This is a genomic window from Kineococcus sp. AC630, from assembly GCF_979255925.1.
Genome location: NZ_CEEDMJ010000044.1, coordinates 1 through 17,340, shown reverse-complemented (window position 1 = coordinate 17,340; position 17,340 = coordinate 1). Strand labels below are relative to the sequence as shown.

General features: G+C 73.2%; 19 protein-coding genes. 10 read left to right on the top strand and 9 right to left on the bottom strand.

What is annotated here, in order from left to right:
- The first annotated feature begins 121 nt into the window (after positions 1-121).
- On the top strand, positions 122-784 hold the full coding sequence (locus AC0I8G_RS25430) for a Pr6Pr family membrane protein (RefSeq protein WP_471732437.1): 663 nt from the start codon (positions 122-124) through the stop codon (positions 782-784).
- Here the strand turns inward: AC0I8G_RS25430 and AC0I8G_RS25425 are convergent.
- Positions 765-1,316: a helix-turn-helix domain-containing protein gene (locus AC0I8G_RS25425; protein ID WP_471732436.1), complete on the bottom strand. Its 552-nt coding sequence runs from the start codon at positions 1,314-1,316 to the stop codon at positions 765-767. The two genes, AC0I8G_RS25430 and AC0I8G_RS25425, sit on opposite strands and share 20 nt — an antisense overlap.
- Positions 1,317-1,368: 52 nt before the next feature.
- Between AC0I8G_RS25425 and AC0I8G_RS25420 the strand changes: the two genes are divergently transcribed.
- Complete coding sequence (locus tag AC0I8G_RS25420) at positions 1,369-2,736, top strand: NtaA/DmoA family FMN-dependent monooxygenase (protein WP_471732435.1); 1,368 nt, start codon at positions 1,369-1,371, stop codon at positions 2,734-2,736.
- A 69-nt stretch (positions 2,737-2,805) separates the two neighbouring features.
- Here AC0I8G_RS25420 and AC0I8G_RS25415 read toward each other — a convergent pair whose 3' ends face one another.
- The 3 genes from AC0I8G_RS25415 to AC0I8G_RS25405 all read right to left on the bottom strand — a co-directional run bounded on the left by AC0I8G_RS25415 (position 2,806) and on the right by AC0I8G_RS25405 (position 5,567).
- Complete coding sequence (locus AC0I8G_RS25415; RefSeq protein WP_471732434.1) at positions 2,806-3,513, bottom strand: alpha/beta hydrolase; 708 nt, start codon at positions 3,511-3,513, stop codon at positions 2,806-2,808.
- Between the two features lie 41 nt (positions 3,514-3,554).
- On the bottom strand, positions 3,555-4,523 hold the full coding sequence (locus tag AC0I8G_RS25410; protein ID WP_471732433.1) for an alpha/beta hydrolase: 969 nt from the start codon (positions 4,521-4,523) through the stop codon (positions 3,555-3,557).
- Positions 4,524-4,589: 66 nt separating this feature from the next.
- The gene (locus AC0I8G_RS25405) at positions 4,590-5,567 is read right to left on the bottom strand and encodes an alpha/beta hydrolase (protein ID WP_471732432.1); all 978 of its coding nucleotides are present in this window, start codon (positions 5,565-5,567) and stop codon (positions 4,590-4,592) included.
- Positions 5,568-5,655: 88 nt separating this feature from the next.
- Between AC0I8G_RS25405 and AC0I8G_RS25400 the strand changes: the two genes are divergently transcribed.
- The 4 genes from AC0I8G_RS25400 to AC0I8G_RS25385 all read left to right on the top strand — a co-directional run bounded on the left by AC0I8G_RS25400 (position 5,656) and on the right by AC0I8G_RS25385 (position 10,924).
- Positions 5,656-8,451 carry an AAA family ATPase gene (locus tag AC0I8G_RS25400; RefSeq protein ID WP_471732431.1) on the top strand — a complete coding sequence of 932 codons (2,796 nt, stop codon included), beginning with the start codon at positions 5,656-5,658 and terminating at the stop codon, positions 8,449-8,451.
- Positions 8,452-8,517: 66 nt separating this feature from the next.
- On the top strand, positions 8,518-9,450 hold the full coding sequence (locus AC0I8G_RS25395) for a helix-turn-helix transcriptional regulator (protein WP_471732430.1): 933 nt from the start codon (positions 8,518-8,520) through the stop codon (positions 9,448-9,450).
- A gap of 45 nt (positions 9,451-9,495) precedes the next feature.
- On the top strand, positions 9,496-10,383 hold the full coding sequence (locus tag AC0I8G_RS25390) for an aldo/keto reductase (RefSeq protein WP_471732429.1): 888 nt from the start codon (positions 9,496-9,498) through the stop codon (positions 10,381-10,383).
- A 70-nt stretch (positions 10,384-10,453) separates the two neighbouring features.
- The gene (locus tag AC0I8G_RS25385; RefSeq protein ID WP_471732428.1) at positions 10,454-10,924 is read left to right on the top strand and encodes an NUDIX hydrolase; all 471 of its coding nucleotides are present in this window, start codon (positions 10,454-10,456) and stop codon (positions 10,922-10,924) included.
- A gap of 24 nt (positions 10,925-10,948) precedes the next feature.
- Here the strand turns inward: AC0I8G_RS25385 and AC0I8G_RS25380 are convergent, their stop codons facing one another.
- From AC0I8G_RS25380 to AC0I8G_RS25365, 4 genes are all read right to left on the bottom strand, one after another.
- Positions 10,949-11,443 carry a hypothetical protein gene (locus AC0I8G_RS25380; protein ID WP_471732427.1) on the bottom strand — a complete coding sequence of 165 codons (495 nt, stop codon included), beginning with the start codon at positions 11,441-11,443 and terminating at the stop codon, positions 10,949-10,951.
- 4 nt (positions 11,444-11,447) lie between these two features.
- On the bottom strand, positions 11,448-11,858 hold the full coding sequence (locus AC0I8G_RS25375) for a GNAT family N-acetyltransferase (RefSeq protein WP_471732426.1): 411 nt from the start codon (positions 11,856-11,858) through the stop codon (positions 11,448-11,450).
- A 214-nt stretch (positions 11,859-12,072) separates the two neighbouring features.
- Entirely contained in the window at positions 12,073-12,798 is a 726-nt protein-coding gene (locus AC0I8G_RS25370) for an endonuclease/exonuclease/phosphatase family protein (RefSeq protein WP_328293925.1), read from the bottom strand.
- Positions 12,799-12,818: 20 nt separating this feature from the next.
- Positions 12,819-13,283: a MarR family winged helix-turn-helix transcriptional regulator gene (locus AC0I8G_RS25365; protein WP_471732425.1), complete on the bottom strand. Its 465-nt coding sequence runs from the start codon at positions 13,281-13,283 to the stop codon at positions 12,819-12,821.
- A gap of 89 nt (positions 13,284-13,372) precedes the next feature.
- On the opposite strand from AC0I8G_RS25365, the gene AC0I8G_RS25360 reads away from it, so the two are divergent.
- From AC0I8G_RS25360 to ribD, 3 genes are read left to right on the top strand one after another with little or no spacing between them, the layout of a single operon-like run.
- Positions 13,373-14,239: a dioxygenase family protein gene (locus AC0I8G_RS25360; RefSeq protein WP_471732424.1), complete on the top strand. Its 867-nt coding sequence runs from the start codon at positions 13,373-13,375 to the stop codon at positions 14,237-14,239.
- A 15-nt stretch (positions 14,240-14,254) separates the two neighbouring features.
- Complete coding sequence (locus tag AC0I8G_RS25355; protein ID WP_471732423.1) at positions 14,255-14,872, top strand: GTP cyclohydrolase II; 618 nt, start codon at positions 14,255-14,257, stop codon at positions 14,870-14,872.
- Positions 14,872-15,888 (top strand): bifunctional diaminohydroxyphosphoribosylaminopyrimidine deaminase/5-amino-6-(5-phosphoribosylamino)uracil reductase RibD, encoded by a 1,017-nt coding sequence (gene ribD / locus AC0I8G_RS25350; protein ID WP_471732422.1) that lies wholly within the window; start codon positions 14,872-14,874, stop codon positions 15,886-15,888. Before AC0I8G_RS25355 ends, ribD begins: the two co-directional genes overlap by 1 nt.
- Here the strand turns inward: ribD and AC0I8G_RS25345 are convergent.
- Positions 15,860-16,771, bottom strand: coding sequence for a LysR substrate-binding domain-containing protein (locus tag AC0I8G_RS25345; protein ID WP_471732421.1), 912 nt, complete (start codon positions 16,769-16,771; stop codon positions 15,860-15,862). The genes ribD and AC0I8G_RS25345 overlap by 29 nt on opposite strands.
- 87 nt (positions 16,772-16,858) lie before the next feature.
- Here AC0I8G_RS25345 and AC0I8G_RS25340 point away from each other — a divergent pair.
- On the top strand, positions 16,859-17,340 hold a 482-nt coding region (locus AC0I8G_RS25340), incomplete at its 3' end, for an EamA family transporter (RefSeq protein WP_471732420.1).

The window sequence follows — 17,340 nt, the reverse complement described above, 5'->3', positions numbered from 1 at the left end:
CGCGGAAACAACACTTTCCGCCCCCTCCGGCGTCCATCGAGGGCGGAAAATGTTGTTTCCGCGCGGGACCGGGGGGTCGCGCCGATCGTCGCGCCGTCGCCGAGGCGGGCAGGATGGACACGTGAGATCCCTCGCCACCTCCTCGCGCGTCTGGCACGCGGTGCTCGCCCTCGTCGTGCTCGCGGCGCTGGTCGCGCAGGTCGTCCTCCTGGTCGGCGGCGGCCGCGACGCGAACTCCGGGCAGGCCACCGCTTCCACGGCGACCAGCCTGGTCCGCTTCGTCAGCTACTTCACGGTCCAGAGCAACCTGCTGGTCCTGGTCGCGGCGGTCTCGCTGGTCCTGGACCCGGCGCGCGACGGCCGGTTCTGGCGCGTCCTGCGGTTGACGGGCCTGCTCGGGATCACGGTCACCGGGTTGGTGTTCGGTGCGGTCCTCGCCCCGTTGCTGCACCACACGGGCATCGACTGGTGGATCAACGCCGGGTTCCACTACGTCTCGCCCGTCATGGCGTTCCTCGGCTGGGCGGTGTTCGGGCCGCGACCGCGCGTCGACGGCCGCACGGCCGCGTGGGCGGTGGCCTGGCCCATCGCCTGGGTCGTCTACACGCTGGTGCGCGGGGCGGTCGTCGGCTGGTACCCGTACCCGTTCCTGGACGTCGACGCCGTCGGGTACCTGATCGCCCTGCGCAACACGGGCTTCGTCGTGGTGCTGGCCCTGGTCCTGCTGGCGGTCTTCCGCTGGCTCGACGGCCGGCTGCGGCCGGTCACCCCGGCTGGTGGCTGAGGTCGTCGCAGACCAGCAGGACCCTCGCCGGGGTCGAGTCCTCGTTGCGCCAGCGGTGCGCACGGCTCGGGTCGATGGTCAGCGAGTCGCCGACGGGAACGCGGACCGCGCGCCGGCCCCGGCGCAGGCAGTGCACCGCGCCCTCGAGCACGACGGCGACCTCCTCTCCCGGGTGGGTGAAGAACTCCTCGTCGCCACCGCCGGGCGGGACGCGGAGTTCGTAGACGTGCAGCGAGCGACCGGGGCCACCGGCGAGCAGCCGGATCGTGGTGGTGCCGGGGTCGCCCGGCATCTCCAGGCCCGCCGACGGGGCGGTGTCGGGGATCGTCGGCAGCAACGCCGACGGGGGGATCTCGAAGGCCGCGGCCAGGTCGTACAGCGTCGGGATGCTCGGCAGCTGGTCCCCGCGTTCGAGCTTGGTGATGAAGGGCTGTGACACCCCCGCACGACGGGCGAGTTCACGCATCGACCACCCCTTGGCGGTGCGGTGCGCGCGCACGGCCGCACCCACCTGACCCTGCGGTCCCTCCACGAGATCCCCCTTCGCAACACGTTCGTAATAACCAGTGGTTATCGTAAGCGACGTGACCAAGCAGATCGTCCTCGGGGCCTTCGAGGAGTTCACCCCCAACTTCATCAGCAACGCGTGGAGCCACGAGCTCAGCGACACGTCGGGTTTCGCGACCCTGCCGTACTGGCAGGCGATGGCGCGGGAACTCGACGAAGGTGGGTTCGACTTCCTGTTCCTCGCCGAGGCCATCGGGTACCCGATGCGTGAGGACGGCAGCGTGCCCGAGGCCGTCGTCCGCGAGGCGGTGCAGATCCCCGTGCACGACCCGATGCTCCTCGTCAGCGGGCTCGCGGCGAGCACCGAGCGGCTGGGTTTCGTCGTCACGACCTCGACGACGGCCCACCACCCCAACCTCAACGCGCGCGCGTTCACCACCCTGGACCACCTGACGAACGGGCGCATCGCCTGGAACATCGTCACCTCCGACAACCAGACGGCGTTGACGCGGTTGCTCGGCCACCACGGGGTGACCCCGCACGACGAGCGGTACCGCAGGGCGACGGAGTTCCTGGAACTCTCCCTGAAGCTCTGGGAGGGCGGCTGGGAGGACGACGCCGTCGTGTACGACAAGGCCACCCGCACCTACGCTGACCCGTCGAAGGTGCACCGCACCACCCACCACGGCGAGTACTTCGACCTCGACGGGTACTTCACCGCGATCCCCTCGCCGCAGCGCACCCCGTTCCTGCTGCAGGCCGGCACGTCACCGGCGGGGCGTGCGTTCGCGGGCCGCTTCGCCGAGTGCGTGTTCATCCAGGACCGCGACCTGCCCAGCGCCGCGAAGAACGTCGCCGACCTGCGCGCCAAGGCCCGCGCGAACGGCCGGGACGGCGACGACCTCAAGGTGCTCGTGTCGGCCTCCGTCGTCGTCGGGGCCACCGAGGAGGAAGCGTCCCGGCTGCGGGCGAGCATCGACGCGTCCGTCTCCCGCACGTCGGCCGCCGCTCTCTTCCTCGGGTGGAGCGGGGTCGACCTCATGGCCTTCCCCCTCGACGCGACGCTGCAGGAGGTCCAGACCGAGGTCGGGCAGTCGATGCTCGGGGTGTTCCAGCGGGGCGACGCGAGCCCGACGGTCGCGGAGATCCTCGACCAGCTCACCACCACGATCCCCGGTCTGCGCATCACCGGAACCCCGGAGTCGTGCGCAGACCGGCTGCAGGAGATCGTCGAGGAGACCGACCTCGACGGTTTCCTCGTCGAGCACACCCACGGCGGGCCGGGGGCGTACCGCGCGTTCATCGAGCACGTCGTGCCGCTGCTGCGTCAGCGCGGCCTGCTGCCCGAGGAACCCCGGACGGGATCGATGCGCCGCCGGGTGCTGGGTCACGACAGCGACCGGTTGCCGGTCGGACACCCCGGGAACGGTTTCCGCCGGTGGTGACGCCACCGCCGACCGGGGAGTCCGGCCCCGGCGACGGGGGGTTCGGGACCGCCGCCGGGGCCGAGGGTCTCAGCGCCCGCCCAGCGCCTCCTGCACGAGTTCCACGACCCGGTCGGGGTGGGACAGCATCACGAGGTGGGACGAGTCGACCTCGACGGCCTTGACCCCGGCCCGCTGGTAGCCGAACCGTTCCACCTCGGGGTTGATCGTCCGGTCGCTCGAACTCACGATCCCCCACGCGGGTTTGGTCTTCCACGCCGCGGCCGGGGCCTTCTCGGCGAAGGCGAGCGCCGCCAGCGGTCGCTGCGAGACCGCGAGCACCGCAGCGAGTTCCTGGTCGACGTCGTGCGCGAACACCGCCGGGAACTTCTCGACGTCGACGCTCACGTCGACCCCGTCCTCGCTGCCGGGGACCGGGAACGGGGTGTAGACGAGTGCCGTGGCGAGGTCGGAGTCGGCGAAACCGCCCTGCAGCTCACCGAGGCTCTCACCCTCCTCGAGGGCGTACCCGGCCAGGTAGACCAGGCCCACGACGTTCTCCTCCACGCCGGCGACGGTGATGACCGCGCCGCCGTAGGAGTGGCCCACGAGCAGGACCGGGCCGGGGATCGACCGGACGACGGAGGCGATGTAGGCGCTGTCACCGAGCAGGCCGCGGTTGGGCACCGCGGGCACCACGACGGGGATCCCGGCGGCGAGCAGCCGCTGGGTGACGGGGGCGTAGCTGGCCGAGTCGGCGAACGCGCCGTGGACCAGGACGACGGTGGTGGTGGACACGGGTTCCTCCAGGGGTTCGGGGGTGGGGTGTTCGGGAACGGTCAGGGGTGCAGGGCGGCGCGCAGGAACTCGCCGGCCTGCTGGACGGCGGCGCGCGCGGCGCGGGTGTCCCGCAGGGCGTCGAGCATGACGAAGTCGTGGATGATCCCGAGGTAGCGCACCGAGGTGACGTCGACGCCGGCGGCCCGCAGCTTCGCGGCGTAGGCCTCGCCCTCGTCACGCAGCACGTCGGCCTCACCCACGACGACGAGCGCCTTCGGCAGACCGGCCAGGTCGTCGAGGGTGGCGCGCAACGGGGACGCGGTGATCTCGGCCCGTTGCGCCGGGTCGGTCGTGTACTGGTCCCAGAACCAGCGCATGCCCTCCTTCGCGAGGAAGTACCCGGTCGCGAACTCGTCGTAGGACGGTGTGTCGAAACCCGCGTCGGTCACCGGGTAGAACAGCACCTGCGCGCTGATCGCCGGACCACCGCGCTGCTTGGCCAGCAGGGTCAGGGCGGCGGTCATGCCGCCGCCCACCGAGTCCCCGGCGACGGCCAGGCGGGTGGCGTCGAGGTCGTGCTCGGAACCCTGCGCGACGACCCACTGCAGCGCGGCCCAGACCTCTTCGAGCGCCGTCGGGTACTTCGCCTCCGGGGAGAGCGAGTACTCGGTGAACACCACGGCCGCGTCGGCGCGCACAGCGAGTTCGCGGACGAGGCGGTCGTGGGTCGCGGCGGAGCCGAAGACCCAACCGGCGCCGTGGGTGTAGAGCAGCACCGGCAGGACGCCCGTGCGCCCGGCGGGGCGCACGATGCGCACCGACACCTGACCCGACGGGCCCCCGGGGACGGTCAGATCGGTGACGTCGGCGTCGGGACGCTCCACGCCGTCGCCGGCCTGGACGGCCTCGACGGCCTTGCGGCCCTCGTCGGGGCTCAGTTCGTAGAGGAACGGGGAGGTGCTCGTCGCCTGCGCGAACTCCTGCGCAGCGGGTTCCAGCACGGGTTTCGCAGGGTGGGTCTCGGTCATGACCAGGACGCTGCCGCACCGGCGGGTACCTCGGCATCGGTCGAGTGACCCAACCCGTCCGTCGGGTCAGGTCAGGGCCCGGCGCAGGAACCCGCCCCCCAGCCGCACCGCCGCCCGCGAGGCGGGGGTCGACTGCAACGAGTGCAGGGAGACGAAGTCGTGCACGGTGCCGGCGTAGCGCCGGACGGCCGTGGGAGTCCCGGCCGCCCGCAGCCGGGCCGCGTAGCGTTCCGCCTCGTCCCGGGTGACGTCCGCCGCGGCCGTGACGACCAGGGTCGGCGGGGAACCGACGAGGTCCTCGTACCCGGCCCGCGAGGGAACCGCGAGCGGGTCGCGGCGGTCGTCGACCGATCCGAGGTAGCGCTCCCAGCACCGCCGGGAACCGTCGCTGCTCAGCAGGAAGCCCTCCGAGAACCGCTGGTGCGACGCCGTGGCCGCGGACGGGTCGGTGAGCGGGTAGTAGAGGAGTTGCGCCCGCAGGCGCGGTCCCCGGCGCCGGCGGGCCAGCAGCGCGACGGCGGTCGCGATCGTGGCCCCCGTGCCGTCGCCCGAGATCGCGACCCGGCCGGGGTCGAAACCCGGCCTGGGGGTGCGGGTGAGCCGGTCGAGCAGCGCGTAGCACTCCTCGAGGGCGACGGGGAAGCGCGACTCGGGTGCGCGGGAGTGCTCGGGGACGATCACCGTCGCGCCGCTGGAGCGGGCCAGCCGACGCGCCAACCGGGCGTGGGTCGCGCCGTCCCCCGCGAGCCACCGGCCGCCGTGGACGTGCAGCACGAGGGCGCCGTCCCGGCTCCGGTTGCGCCGCGACGGACGGAACTCGTGGTACCCGACGAGCCCGCCGGGACCGACCGGCGCGACGGCGAAGGTGACGGCCACGTCGTCGTGCTCGGGAGGTGTCCCCTGGACCTCGCGCAGCGCCGTCCGGGCCTGCTCGGGCGGGAGGTCGTCGAGGTGCGGCGGGGTCGCGCTCGCCCGCAGCAGTCGTGCGACGACCGGGTCGAGGGCGCGGCGCTCGTCCTCGGCGTCCTCCGGTTCGAACCGCACCGATCCCCCTCACCGTCGAAGTGGTCGGGAGCCGGGTGCACCGGTCCCCGTCGACACCCTAGGGTCGACGCGGCGCAACGGTCAGGACGTGAGGACGGTGGAACGGGTGGAGCTGGTCGGTCGCCAGAACCAGGTCGACACGGTGACCGACGTCGTCCACCGCGCCCTCACCGGTCCCAGCCGGTTGCTGCTGCTCGGTGAGGCCGGGGCGGGCAAGACCACCCTGCTGCACGCGGCGATCGACCTGGCCCACCGCAACGCCCAGACCGTCGTGAGCGCCGTCGGCCGGGCCTCCGAGGCCGAGCAGCCCCTCGGTGTCCTGCAGCTGCTGCTGCTCCCGCTGCTCGACGCCGTCGACCGGTTGCCGTCGCACCAGCGTGACGCGCTGCTCGCGGCCTGCGGGACCCCGGCTCCCGACGCCCCGCTCGACCCACCGGACCCGAGCACCCTGCGGCTCGGGGTCCTCGCCCTGCTGGGTCACGTCGCGCGCGAGCGGCCGCTCCTCCTGGTCGTCGACGACGTCGGCCTCGCCGACCGCGACTCCCGCGACGTGCTCACCTTCGTCGCCCGGCGGCTGACCCGCGAACGGGTCGGGCTGCTGTTCGCGGCCCGCGGCGACGTCGCGCCGGACGTCCTGGAACTGGTGCTCCCGCGGCTGGTCCTCGACCCCCTCGACGAGTCCGCGGCGGCCCGGTTGCTCGACTCGCTGCCGGTGCCCCCGACGGGACGGGGACGCCTCGACGTGCTGCGCAACGCGCAGGGGAACCCGCTGGCTCTCGTGGAGTTCAGCCGCGCGCTGGAGCGTGGGGCCGGTGCGCGCTCGGGCGGTGGGCCGGCGCCGGTGCGTCTGCAGGAGATGCTCAGCCGGCAGCTGTCGACGCTGCCCGACGACACCCGGTGGTTGCTGCTGCTCGCCGCCGCGGGGGAGTTCGAGGACCTCGCGACCATCACGGCCGCCGCGGGCCTCGCCCCCGACGACCTCGCGGGCTGGGTCCCGGCGGAGGCGGCCGGGCTGGTCACCGTCCGCGCCGCAGGGGTCGACTTCCGCCACCCCCTGGTGCGGGCCGCCGTGCACGACTCGGCACCGGCCCAGCTGCGTGCCCGGGCGCACCGTCGCCTCGCCGCCGTCCTGGAGCGTGACCCGTTGCGCCGCAGCCGACACCTGGCCGAGGCGAGTTCCGGTCCCGACGAGGCGGTCGCCGCGGCGTTGGAGGAGTCGGTGGAACTCGCCCGGCGCCGCGGTGGGGTGTTCGCGGCGGCGAGGGCCTGGCAGCGTGCGGCGGAGTGCACCCCGGACCCGACGGAACGGGCCCGGCGCTACGCGCGGGCGGTCGCGGAGGCCGACGATTTCGGGGACCCGGGCTGGAGCCGGGAACTGCACGCGGAGGTCGTCCGGCTCACCGACGACCCGGTGGTCCTCACGACCTCGGCGCTCGGTGCCGCGCACGGGTTGTCCCTGGCGGGCAGGCAGGACGCGGCCCACGCCCTGCTGACGAGCGCCCTGGCCCGCGGGGAGCTGGGACCCGGGGCGGACCTCGCGGTCGGCAGCGTCCTCTCCGCGATCGTCGTGCAGTCGGGGGACCCGGCGCACTTCGCGGACCTCGAACGGTGGACCCCGTCGTGGCGCTCCGCGGACGAGCGGGACCTCCCGACCGGTCTGCTGCCGGCGGCGCTGCGTCCGGCGGTCCGCGAGGGGATGCTCGCCCGGGTGGAGCCGGAGCGGTGGGCGAGCCGGTTGGCCGGGACGCCGGGTTCTGCGGTGAACACCCCCCTCGAGGGCCCCGCCGACCTCGTCCGCTCGTTGAGCCTCGGGTCGGTCTGCTGGTTCGCCGACGACTCCGCGGGTGCGCTGCGCGCCTTCGACGTCGCGCACGACGTCCTGCGTGCCCACGGCCGGATCGGGCCGCTGGTCATGACGTTGCCCGCGATGGTCGCCGCCGCGCTCGACGCCGGGCGCTGGGACCGCGCCCGGCAGCTGATCGACGAGACCAGGACGCTCGCGACGGTCCACCGCCTGCACTACATCGCCTGCGACGTCGACGCGCTCGCCCTCGAACTGGACGCCCTGACGGGCGCCGCCACGGGCGCGAACCCCTCGGCGCACCCCCTGGCCGAACGCCGCATCGACCTGGCGCAGAACCGGATGACCCACGTGCGGATGCTGCGCGCGGCGGGGATCGCCGCGACGGCCCGCGGGGAGCACGACCGGGCCTTCGCCCACCTGCGCGGGTTGTTCGCGGCCGACGGGACCCCGCTGCACCCCTTCCTCGCCTTCCGCAGCCTCGCGGTCCACACCGCTGCGGCGTGCGCGGTCGGCGCGGTCGACCAGGCGGCCGTGGTCGTGGAGCGGGTGCGCCGTGCGCTGCCGGACCCCACGACCCGGATGCGGTTGCAGCTGCACCACGCCGAGGCGCTGGTGGCCGACCAGCCCGGCGGGCGGGCCGAGGACGTGGAGCGGAGCTTCCGGCTGGCCGTCGTCGACCCGGCGGGAGAGGACTGGCCGCTCGAGCGGGCCCAGGCCCGGGCGGCCTACGGCTCCTGGTTGCGACGACGACGTCGTCCCGCCGACGCGGCCCCGCTGCTCGAGGCCGCCCACGCCACGTTCGCCGGCCTCGGCGCCGTGCCGTGGGCCGAGCGCGTCGCGGCGGAGGCCCGGGCGTGCGGGACGGCGGTGTCGACGACGTCGGTCGAGGGCCGGTGGGAGCTGCTGACCCCGCAGGAACGGGAGGTCGTCCAGCTCGCCGCCCGCGGTCTGCGCAACAAGGAGATCGCGACCCGGATGTTCCTGTCGCCGCGCACCGTCGGTTCCCACCTGCACCGGGCCTACCCCAAGCTCGGGGTCACCGGGCGCCATCAGCTCCACACCCTCACCCCGCCCGCCTGACGGGCCGGGGGCGGCGGGTACTGCCAGGGCCTCCCTCCACCGCGCGCGCGTGCCTACCGTGGGGACATGGCCAGCTCCGACCCGTCGACCGACCCCCGGCTCGCCCACCGCGCGCAGGTGCGGGAGTTCCTCAGCAGCCGCCGGGCCCGGATCACCCCGGAACGGGCGGGTCTGCCCGCCTACGGCGGCAACCGCCGGGTCGCGGGACTGCGTCGCGAGGAGGTGGCGATGCTCGCCGGGGTGTCCGTCGACTACTACGTGCGGATGGAACGCGGTGACCTCGCGGGTGCCTCCGACGGCGTCCTCGACGCCCTCGCCAACGCGTTGCAGCTCGACGAGGCCGAACGCGAACACCTCGTCGCCCTCGCGCACGCCGGGCAGATCACCGCGAAGGCCCGTCGCCGCCGGCCCGGCCCGGTCACCGTCCGCCCCGCCGTGCAGCAGGTGCTGGACGCCATCACCGCGGCCCCCGCCTGGGTGCGCAACGGCCGCCACGACATCCTCGCGATGAACTTCACGGCCCGGGCGTTGTACTCGCCGGTGCTGGCCTCGCCCGAGGCCGGGGTGGCGGGGAAGCGGCCGGCGAACACCACCCGCTTCGTCTACCTGGACCCCGCGGCCCGGGACTTCTTCGTGGACTACGACCGGATCGCCCGCGACGCCGCGGCGATGCTGCGCCTGGAGGCCGGGGCGAACCCGCACGACACCGACCTCATCGCCCTCGTGGGGGAACTCTCCACCCGCAGCGAGCTGTTCCGTCAGCACTGGGCCGCCCACGACGTGAAGTTCCACCGCAGCGGGAAGAAGCGACTGAACCACCCCGCCGTCGGGGTGCTCGACCTCGACTTCGAGAGCGTGGAACTCCCCTCCGAACCGGGGCTGCGGGTCAACATCTACACCGCCGCCGCGGACACCCCGACCGCCGACGGGCTGAAACTGCTCGCCAGCTGGGCGGCGAGCCGGGAACCCGCAACCAGGACCGGGATCGTCGAGGGGTAACGCTGGGGCCTGTCTCCCGGGACGCCACCTGCGTAGCGTCGGAGCATGGACGCAGAACTCATCCTCAACAACGGGGTCCGCATGCCGGCCCTGGGTCTCGGTGTCTTCCAGAGTTCCGCCGAGGACACCGCGGACGCCGTCGCGACGGCCCTGGAGGTCGGCTACCGCCACATCGACACGGCCGCCGCCTACCTCAACGAACGCCAGGTGGGGGAGGGTTTCCGTCGTTCCGGGCTCGCCCGCGACCAGGTGTTCCTCGAGACCAAGGTGTGGGTCACCGACTACGGGCACGACGAGACGCTGCACGCCTTCGAGAAGGCGGTCCGCAAGCTCGGCGTCGACCAGCTCGACCTGTTGATCCTGCACCAGCCGATCCCCGAACGCTTCGACCGGACGGTCGCCGCCTACCTCGCCCTCGAGGAACTCCTCGCCGACGGCCGGGTGCGTTCCATCGGGGTCAGCAACTTCACCCCGGCCCACCTCGACGCGCTGCTCGAACGGACCTCCGTGGTGCCGGCTGTCAACCAGGTCGAACTGCACCCCTACTTCGTGCAGGCGGAGCTGCAGGCCGCCGACCGCGCGCACGGCATCGTGACCCAGGCCTGGTCACCCATCGGTGGCATCACGTTCTACCCCGGCTGGGGCGAGGAACGGCGCAGCGTCCTCGCGGACCCGACGATCGCGGCGATCGCGGCCGACCACGGGAGGTCACCGGCTCAGGTCATGCTGCGCTGGCACCTGCAGCAGGGCCGATCGGCCATCCCGAAGTCGACGAACCCGCAGCGGATCCGGGAGAACTTCGAGGTCTTCGACTTCGCCCTGTCGCCCGAGGAACTGGGGCGGATCGACGCCCTGGACACCGGGGTGCGCAGCGGACCGGACCCCGACGTCGTGCGGGCCGAACGTTTCGAACGCGTCATCCCGGAGGACTGAGGGCGGGACGGGCCTGCGCCGTGCGGGGGCTCGTCGCGCGACTCCTCAGGTCCGGCGCCAGACTGCTCGGGTGGCGGCCACGAGGAGTGCGGGGATCCTGCTGTACCGGTACGACGCGGGCGGTGGGGTCGAACTCCTGCTCGGGCACATGGGCGGACCGCTGTGGGCGTCCAAGGACGAGCACGGGTGGTCGATCCCGAAGGGGGAGCCGAACCCCGACGAGGAACTGCTCGACGCCGCGCACCGGGAGTTCGCCGAGGAACTGGGCCGGCCCCTGCCCCCGACCGACCTGGTCCCGCTGGGCGACGTGCGTCAGTCGGGCGGCAAGGTCGTGTCGATCTGGGCGGGGCCGGGGGAGTTCGACGTCGACGCGATCCGGCCCGGGACGTTCACCATGGAGTGGCCGCCGCGCTCCGGGAGGACCGCTGAGTTCCCCGAGATCGACCGGGCCGGCTGGTTCGCCCCGGAGGTGGCGCGGCTCAAGCTGGTGAAGGGGCAGGTCGTCTTCGTGGACCGGCTGCTGGAGCACCTGAACGGCTGAGGCTCCGCCGGACGCGTCGAGGGTTCACTCGGCGAGCCGCTCCCGCACCTGCCGGAGTTCGGCGACGGCGGTGTCCACGAGGTCCTCGCTCAGCGCCCCCGTGCTCTCGATGCGGACCTCGTTGCGACCCGGGACGGTCTCGTACACGGTGACCGTCACGGTGCCGAGGACCGGGGTCGGCGCCGGCGGGTACGTCTCGACCGTGCTCGGTCGGGAATCGTCGTAGGTGAGCGTGAGCGTGCTGGAGTACGCGCCGCTGCGGTCGCCGAAGACGGTCGTCCCGGGGCGCTGGCGGGGTTCGCCACCCCACGGCCAGGCGCGCGTGGCCCGGTACCCGAAACCGTCCTGCTCCCCCGCTTCCCAGGTGAAGGCGAGTTCCTGGCCGGCCCGGGGTTCGTCCCCGAAGGGAACTCCGACCTGGCTGTAGTGCACCCAGCACCCGCCGGGTGTGACGGGACTGTCGATGACCCCCCACCCCTCCTCGTCGTGCCATTCCCGGACGATCCCCTTGTCGGTCACGGTGTCACTCTCCTCCGGTCAGGTGCACGAGCCCGGCGTCGGTGCGGCGGAACCCGCAGGCGTCGAGGTAGAACGGTGCGAGCTCGGGGAGGTGGTCGACGTGCAACCACTCGCACCCCGCCGCGCGGGCGTGCTCCTCGGTCGCCCGCACGAGGTCCCGGCCGATCCCCCGGCGCTGGTGGCTGCCCCGGGTCTTGGTGTCGAGGAGGAACGCGTGGTCCCCGCCGTCCCAGGCGACGTTCACGAACCCCACGAGCAGTCCGGACTCGTCGCGGGCGGAGACCCAGCCGAGGCTGTGTTCGCGGATGCGGGGCCACCAGCCCGCCTGCGGGTCCCCGCCGTGCGACCGGACGAGGTCGAGCACCTCCCAGTCGGCGATCGGGCCGCGCCACTGCAGGTCCGTCGTGTTCGGCACGGACCCACTCTCGTCCGTCCCGGGACCGGCGACCACCGGTTTCCGGGCGGACGCGGAGCCCGTTGACGAGGCCGGCGGGCCACGCGTGGAGTGAGGCGTCGGTGCGACAGATCGGGTGTCGTGGCACCCGCATCGGCACACCCACGGCTCACTCCACGTGGTGACACCGGTGGGTGCGCCAGGTGGGCGCGATGAGGCGTCCTGGCCCTGCGCGCTACCCGCGGTCGAGGAGCCGGGCCGGCACGAACGCCTTCACCCGCGACTCCACCAGGACGGGGAGGTGGTCGGAACCGGCCTGCTGCAGGGTCCGGACGCTCTCGATGTCCATGCCCTCGGAGATCGCGAAGTCGAAGTGCCCGCGGAAGCGCTTGCGCACGTACGTGGGCAGGTCGGAGTGGGAGACCTGGAAGCCCTGCTCGCCCAGGCGACGCGAGAGCGAGCTCGCGAACCAGGGGTAGTTGAAGTCGCCGACGACGAGGGCGGAGCTGCCGTGGGCGGCGGCCCGGATGGCGCCGAGGGCCTCGGTGATCTGGTGCCGGCGCATGGAGTTCGTCGCCGAGAGGGGGGCGGTGTGGATGGAGGCGAGGGTCAGCAGGGCGCCGTCGTCGTGCAGGTCCTCGAAGCGGACAGCGAGGAGCCGCTCGTGCGCGGGGGACAGGAAGCGGTCGTGCATCGACCGGCGCAGCGGGCGCAGCTCGTGACCGTGGGCCTGCAGCCGGTCCGGTCGGTAGTAGAGGGCCAGGCCGAGACGGTTGCGCTGGGTGGCGCCGGCGAGCACCAACGGCCCCACCGTCTCGGGCAGTCGCAACGTGTCGCACTCCTGCAGGCACAGCGCGTCCACGTCGTGCGTGGCGGCGAGCTCGGAGAGCTCCATCGTCGCGCGACCCTCGTGGAGGTTGTAGCTGATCGTCCGCAGTGCACGGCCCTTGGCGACTCCCACCCCTCGAACCTACCGCCGGGCTAGGAGTCGCGCGCGGCTTCCACCGATCGCAGCACCCGCTCACCGATCTCGTGCAGCTGGCTGACCTGCGCTTTCGTGAGGGCGTCGAAGACCGCGCGGCGCACCGCGTCGACGTGGCCGGGCGCGGCTTCGACGACCTTCTCCCACCCCGACTCGCTCAGGGTGGCCAGCGTGTAGCGGCCGTTGACGGGGTCGGGACGGCGACTGAGCCAGCCCTTCTTCTCCAGCCGGCCGGCGACGTGGGAGAGCCGGGAGAGCGATCCGTTGGCGAGCCCGGCGAGGCAGCCCATCCGCAGCGTGCGGTCCGGGGCCTCCGAGAGCGCCGAGAGCACCCCGTACTCGAAGTGGGTCAGTCCGACGTCGCGCTGCAGCTGGGTGTCGAGGGCGGCGGGCAGCACGGTGAAGAGGCCGGCGAGCCGGCGCCAGGCCTGCTGCTCGGTCTCGTCGAGCCATTCGGGTTCCATCACCCTCCACTTGTTGACGCTTGAAATTCCTCGGTCTACCGTCGATTGAAGCATCAAGTCACCGAGAACGGGAGTCCAGCGTGTCGATCATGAACCCGGTCGTGCCGGGAGGTGCGTTCGACGACTTCCTGATCCGCTCGGCCGACGCCGTCCGCGCCCAGCGGTCCTGGACCCCCGACGACGGGCCGATGCCCGCCTTCTACCTCAGCCACGGGGCTCCGCCCGTGTTCGACGACCCGTTGTGGATCCGCCAGCTCTCCGACTGGGCGCTGTCCCTGCCCCGTCCGACGGGGATCCTCATCGTCAGCGCCCACTGGGAGTCCGAGCGGGCATTGCTCAGCTCACCCGCCGCCGGCACCCCGCTCGTCTACGACTTCGGCGGGTTCCACCCCCGCTACTCCCAGATGACCTACGAGACCCCGGACGCGACGGCGCTCGCCCACCAGGTCGCGGCGCTGATGCCCGACGACGAACCCCTCCACGTCGCCGGCGGCCGCGGACTCGACCACGGCGCGTGGGTCCCGCTGAAGGTCATGTACCCCGCCGCCGACGTCCCCGTCCTGCAGCTGAGCATGCCCACCCACGACCCGGTCCGGCTGATGGCGCTGGGGGCGCGGCTGAAACCTTTGCGGGAACAGGGAGTTCTCGTCGTCGGTTCAGGGTTCATGACCCACGGTCTGCAGTTCGCGACGCGGGAGATGTTCCTGCACAACCAGGTCCCGAACTGGTCGCGGGAGTTCGACGGCTGGGTCGCCGAAGCGCTGTCGCGCGGCGACGTCGACACCCTCGCGAACTACCACCGTGCGCCCGGCATGCCGTACGCGCACCCGACCGTCGAGCACTACACGCCGCTCTTCATCACCCTGGGCGTCGCGGCCGACCCGACCGCCGTCCCCACCACCACCATCGACGACTTCCAGATGGGTTTCGCGAAGCGATCCCTCCAGGTCGTCTGAGGCGAGGAGACCACCATGAACGACACCCAGCTCGCCACGGTCCGCACCGCTGTGGTCGTCCCGCTGCGCTTCCCGGACGGGTACCGCACCACGGCCCGGGTCCACACCTTCACCGGTCTGGTCGACGGCAAGGAGCACCTCGCCCTCGGGCTGGGGAACTACCACGAGGGAACCCCGCTCGTCCGCCCGCACAGCGAGTGCATGACCGGCGACGTCTTCGGTTCCGAGCGGTGCGACTGCGGCCCGCAGTTGCGCGAGGCCGTGGAACGCATCGCCACCTCCGGCGGGTTCCTGCTCTACCTGCGCCAGGAGGGTCGCGGCATCGGTCTCTACGAGAAGCTCGACGCGTACGCGTTGCAGGACAGCGGACTCGACACCTACGAGGCGAACCGGGCCCTCGGTCGCGGCGAGGACGAACGCGACTACACCGTCGCCGCGCAGATGCTCGGCGCGCTCGGCGTCGACCGGGTGAACCTGCTCAGCAACAACCCCGACAAGGCCGACCAGCTCGCCGCTCACGGCATCGCGGTGGAACACCGCGTCCCGACGGGTGTCCACCTCTCGGCGGCGAACGCGAGCTACCTGCGCGCCAAGCGCGACCACACCGCGCACACCCTCGACCTGGCCGGCTGATGGCGTCCCTCGACGGGCGGTTCGTGGGACGGGCCGTGGAACTCGCGGCGAAGGGTCTGGGGACGACCAGCCCGAACCCGGTCGTCGGGTGCGTGGTCCTCGACGTCGACGGGAACGTCGTCGGCGAGGGTTGGCACGAACGGGCGGGTGGCCCGCATGCCGAGGTGAACGCGCTCGCCATGGCGGGCGAACGCGCCCGCGGGGGAACCGCGTACGTGACGCTGGAACCCTGCAACCACACGGGTCGCACCGGTCCGTGCGCGCAGGCACTGGTGGACGCCGGGATCGCCCGTGTCGTGTTCGCCGTCCCGGATCCCGGCGCTCTCGCCGGGGGCGGCGCCGAGCGGTTGCGCGCGGCCGGCGTGGAGGTCACCGCTGGGGTCCTCGCCGCCGAGGCGGAACGCGTCAACGAGGCCTGGCTCACGGCCACCCGTTCGCGCCGTCCGCACGTCACCTGGAAGTTCGCCGCGACCCTGGACGGGCGTTCCGCGGCCGTCGACGGGACGAGCCGCTGGATCTCCTCCGTGGAATCGCGGGAGCAGGTCCACGACCTGCGCCGCCGCGTCGACGCGATCGTCGCCGGTTCCGGGACGGTGCTGGCCGACGACCCGCACCTCACCGCGCGCGAACCCGACGGGACGTCGTCGCCGCGCCAGCCGCTGCGCGTCGTGCTCGACCGCCGCGGACGGGTGCCGGCGACGGCGAAGGTCCACGACGCGGCCGCCTCGACCCTGGTCTCCACCGCCGCGACCCCCGCGGAACTCCTCGACGACCTGCACGGCAAGGGGATCGTCTCGGTGCTGCTCGAGGGCGGTCCGACGCTGGCGGGGGCCTTCCTCGCCGCCGGGCTGGTCGACCGGGTCACGGCCTACGTCGCGCCGACGCTCCTCGGGGCGGGGTCCCACGCCCTCGCCGGGACGGCGATCACCACGATCACCGACGCGATCGGTCTCGACGTCGACGACGTCGCGCTCGTCGGCGGCGACGTCAGGGTCTCGGGCCGCCCGCGGCGCTGAGCGCCGCCTCCCGCAGGCTCGCTCGGAAGGCCTGCACGGCAGGTCGTCCCGCCGCACCCCGACGGACACGGGTGAACAACCGTCGTGCGGGGTGACCAGGCAGGTCGACGAGGCGCAGCTGCGGTCGGCGCCCGGCCCAGGCGAGGTCCGGCAGCAGCGCGACCGCGTGACCCGTCTCGACGAGGTGCACGTGCAGCAGGACGTCGGGACTGCTGATCCGCGCGTCCGGCTCGAAACCCGCGCGCCGGCACTCCGCGAGGCTCCACAGCCCGGGCTCGGTGTCCCGGGGTTCGACGACCCACGGGGCGTCGGCCACGTCGGCGAGCCGGCGCGCCTGCGACCAGGGGCCGGTGCGGGGGAGGGCCAGCCGGAGTTCGTCCAGCAGCAGGTCCTCGTCGTCGGTGTCCCCGCCGCGCCGCTGCGGGTAGCCCGGGTACTCCTCCCCGAGGACCAGGTCGACGTCGTGCGCGGCCAGCCGGGAGAACGCCGGTTCGGGCTCCTGCTGGCTCAGTTCCACGCGCAGTGCGGGGTGCTGCTGCGCCAGCAGGGTGAGGGCGGCCGGGACGAGGGCGAAGAGCACCGACTGGAAGCTCGCGACCCGCAGGGTCCCGGTCACGTCGTCGTGCAGGGCGGCGAGGTCTGCCTCGGCGCGCTCCAGCTGCGCCAGCACCGCGTCGGCGTGCCCGACCAGGACGCGGGCCGGCGCGGTCAGCGTGACGCCGCGGCCGAGCTTCTCCAGCAGGACGACGCCCGCCTCGGCCTCGAGCAGGGACAGCTGCTGGGACACCGCGGACGGGCTGTAGTTCAGGGCTGCGGCGACGGCGGCGAGCGTGCCGCGGCGGTCGAGTTCGCGCAGCAGGCGCAACCGGTGCACGTCCAGCACGACGACCCCAATCGTCAGGAGAACTGAACGGTACCGCCCGGAGAGGTTCGCTGGACAGGACGGTCGGAGGTCGGTGACAGTGGAGGCGTGGGTTCGGTCCTCCTCGTCCTCGGCTCCTGCACCTCGCTGCAGATCGGCGCCGCTCTCGCGGTCCACCTCTTCGCCCTCGGCGGCAGCACCGGGACGACGTTCCTGCGGCTCGGTCTCGCGGCGCTCGTCCTGCTCCTCGTCGTCCGGCCGCGGGTGCGCCGGTGGACCGCGGTGCAGTGGAAGGCGTCCATCGCCCTGGGACTCGCCCTGGCCGGGATGAACCTGTCGTTCTACACCGCGTTGACCCGCGTCGACCTCGGGACCGCGGTGACGATCGAGTTCCTCGGCCCGCTGACCCTCGCCGCGGTGACGAGTCGCCGCGCCCGGGACCTGGTCTGGGTGGCGCTCGCGCTCGCCGGGGTCGGCGTCCTCGGGGTCGCCGGGGAGTCGCACAGCGGTGGTCTGGACCTCGTCGGCGTCGGGTTCGCGCTGCTCGCGGGGGCGTTCTGGGCGGCCTACATCCGGACCGGCGCGCGGCT